The organism is Gloeocapsopsis crepidinum LEGE 06123 (genome assembly GCF_015207655.1).
Taxonomy (GTDB): Bacteria; Cyanobacteriota; Cyanobacteriia; order Cyanobacteriales; family Chroococcidiopsidaceae; genus Gloeocapsopsis; species Gloeocapsopsis crepidinum.
In genome coordinates this window covers 1-2,215 of sequence record NZ_JADEWN010000136.1, presented here as the reverse complement: position 1 = coordinate 2,215, position 2,215 = coordinate 1, and the positions used below count along the sequence as shown (strand labels likewise).

General features: G+C 37.6%; 7 protein-coding genes. 4 read left to right on the top strand and 3 right to left on the bottom strand.

The features are described 5' to 3' along the window. Positions 1–81: 81 nt before the first annotated feature. Positions 82–492: an MFS transporter gene (locus tag IQ230_RS26165; protein WP_193935089.1), complete on the bottom strand. Its 411-nt coding sequence runs from the start codon at positions 490–492 to the stop codon at positions 82–84. A 164-nt stretch (positions 493–656) separates the two neighbouring features. On the opposite strand from IQ230_RS26165, the gene IQ230_RS27830 reads away from it, so the two are divergent. Both IQ230_RS27830 and IQ230_RS27825 read left to right on the top strand, forming a co-directional pair. Beyond that, entirely contained in the window at positions 657–818 is a 162-nt protein-coding gene (locus IQ230_RS27830) for a hypothetical protein (RefSeq protein ID WP_322742577.1), read from the top strand. A 51-nt stretch (positions 819–869) separates the two neighbouring features. Continuing rightward, positions 870–1,172, top strand: coding sequence for a hypothetical protein (locus IQ230_RS27825; protein WP_322742576.1), 303 nt, complete (start codon positions 870–872; stop codon positions 1,170–1,172). Positions 1,173–1,180: 8 nt separating this feature from the next. Here the strand turns inward: IQ230_RS27825 and IQ230_RS28080 are convergent, their stop codons facing one another. Beyond that, on the bottom strand, positions 1,181–1,276 hold the full coding sequence (locus IQ230_RS28080; protein WP_407646716.1) for a hypothetical protein: 96 nt from the start codon (positions 1,274–1,276) through the stop codon (positions 1,181–1,183). A 19-nt stretch (positions 1,277–1,295) separates the two neighbouring features. On the opposite strand from IQ230_RS28080, the gene IQ230_RS28120 reads away from it, so the two are divergent. Together IQ230_RS28120 and IQ230_RS26145 are read left to right on the top strand one after the other, a co-directional pair. Beyond that, entirely contained in the window at positions 1,296–1,586 is a 291-nt protein-coding gene (locus tag IQ230_RS28120; protein ID WP_456071381.1) for a type II toxin-antitoxin system RelN family antitoxin, read from the top strand. Further along, a complete protein-coding gene (locus tag IQ230_RS26145) occupies positions 1,576–1,932 on the top strand; it encodes a type II toxin-antitoxin system RelE/ParE family toxin (protein ID WP_193935088.1) in 357 nt (118 codons plus the stop codon). The genes IQ230_RS28120 and IQ230_RS26145 overlap by 11 nt, the downstream gene beginning before the upstream one ends. On the opposite strand, the gene IQ230_RS26140 is transcribed toward IQ230_RS26145, so the two are convergent. Beyond that, complete coding sequence (locus IQ230_RS26140; protein ID WP_193935087.1) at positions 1,929–2,183, bottom strand: hypothetical protein; 255 nt, start codon at positions 2,181–2,183, stop codon at positions 1,929–1,931. The two genes, IQ230_RS26145 and IQ230_RS26140, sit on opposite strands and share 4 nt — an antisense overlap. Between the last annotated feature and the right edge of the window lie 32 nt (positions 2,184–2,215).

The following is a 2,215-nucleotide window of genomic DNA, read 5'->3' as shown; positions in this document are numbered from 1 at the left end:
CCCCAACTACTGCATTCAGGGTTGATCTTCTCATTGCCACTGCACTCGATTTAATTAATCCCGTGCATTTGAAAAACTGGTTTACTCACTGTTGCTACTGTGCCTCATAAAACTGCAATAGGCTGTAAGTGCTTGTGAAGCAGAGAAAGCAAGTCCCTGGATGTAGCCAAATAGTCCGGCAACAGCTGTGATGAGATAAAGATGCCAAATTGCGAGGTTATTGCTTAATAATAAAATGAAGATTGCAATTGAGGAACATCCGGCGATCGCATCTCCTAAGATCATTAACCATTTACGATTGCAGCGATCAACTAAAATACCTGCAAAGATTGAAACTACTAAAATTGGAACTTCGGTGAAAAAAGCAAGTAAAGAAATTGGAGTTGCTTCAGTTGTAAGCTGCCATATCCAAATAATTAACGCAAAACGTGTAATTTCGGAACCAATAAGCGAAGCCGTTTGACCAATCCAGATGATTGTATAGGTACGCATAGAGATAACACTACTTTGATTTAAAGATGCTACAAATAAGAGCAGAAAAAATTACCCAAAATAAATAAAAACATAAGACAAACTTAATACAAACTAATGCTGGATATATATTTATTTCGATTACCAATTATCTATTACTAATCACCAACATAGTAGAAATAACAATGACTCAAGAATTAATTGATTTAAAACAGAGTAATTTAGAAGGGCGTTATGAAGATGCTCTAAATCTGGTAGATGAGCTAGAAGGGATGAGTAAACAAGCCATCTTGCGTAATATTGAATCATTTTTGATGAGACTGATTGTACATTTGATAAAAAATTAGATTGAAGAACGATTAACAAATTCTTGGGTAGCTTCAATCTCAGACTCGATATTGAAAAGTAAGAAATTAAATCTTAAAGATAACAAAGCGTCTTATTACATCAAATCAGACGAGTGGCAACCGTTCTTAGAAGAGGCAATTGAGGCGGCGATCGCACCTACAAGTGTCGAGGTATTAAATGGGCAATTAAATCCAATTCAATTGAGTGAGAGAATTGATAGAAATCAAATTATGATAACAGCACAAAGATTACTTAATTTGACCTATCTTTATTCAGCAAAAGAATTGCCTGCGCTCGTGAATCAAAATTTAGCTGAACTATCAGGTGGTCAGGCTTGTTATGAAGGTACATAGATGCATTATTAATGAGCCTCAGCCATATCCTGCTTGAGTTCTCTAATGCGTTCTTCTGGTGTCATCAACGAACAGTTACCACATTTTGTATCTCCTGGTGGTATTTTGAAAAATAAACAACATGTGGCGGGAACTCGGATTTTGGATGTTAAACCTGGCTCGTTTATCGAAGTAACTGGTAGTATTGATGCGCAGGGTAATCTAGTTTTGGATGAGCTAATTCAGGCAAGTGTTTATTCTGGACGTGTTCGAGTTATTGTGTTGCTTCCAGAAACAACATCAGATTTGACAGAAGATCCCGACGATACTCCGATCGACATCGTTAAATCCAGTTTGAGGAAAGCCTTGCAACAAGCAAAATCGGGTCAACGTTTGCCCTTGTCTGAAATGTGGGAAGGAATTGATGCCGAGTGAGCAACCATTGGTATCCATTGATTTAACTGCTGAATATCAACAGAATTTACGCGCTCTTTCCAAGCGATATCGAAACATTCGTTCAGATACGCAAGTCGTAATTGAGCAACTACAAACGGGTAATTCTATAGGCGATCGCATTGCAAACATTGGTCAAAATTATACTATTTACAAAGTAAGAGTTCGCAACAGTAATATTCAAAAAGGGAAAAGTGCGGGATATAAATCGCCTACAAGTGTTTTACTACTGACTATTTATTCAAAATCTGACCGAGAAGATATTGATGCAAATGAAATTCGAGCAATTATTACTGAATTTTATGAAGAGTGTTGTTTGTGTCATTAAATGTTTTCCTCAACCAAATACTTAAACAGATCGTCCAAAATTCGATTCGCACCTCCAATATTGCGCTGAGCAACCCAAACGTTATAGTTTACGGTGTAGACTTTACCACGCTGAACCACATCTAACTTTGACCACAACGGATGCTGCTGTAATACTAAACCGCGTTCTAAAGAACAATTCTCAGATGAGGGAAGTAGGTCATGGAAGACAGCTTTGCAGGAGCTAGCATTAACTCCTGCAAGCCTTGGCAAAGGACATCTGTAACAGCATCAAGTGAGTCGAA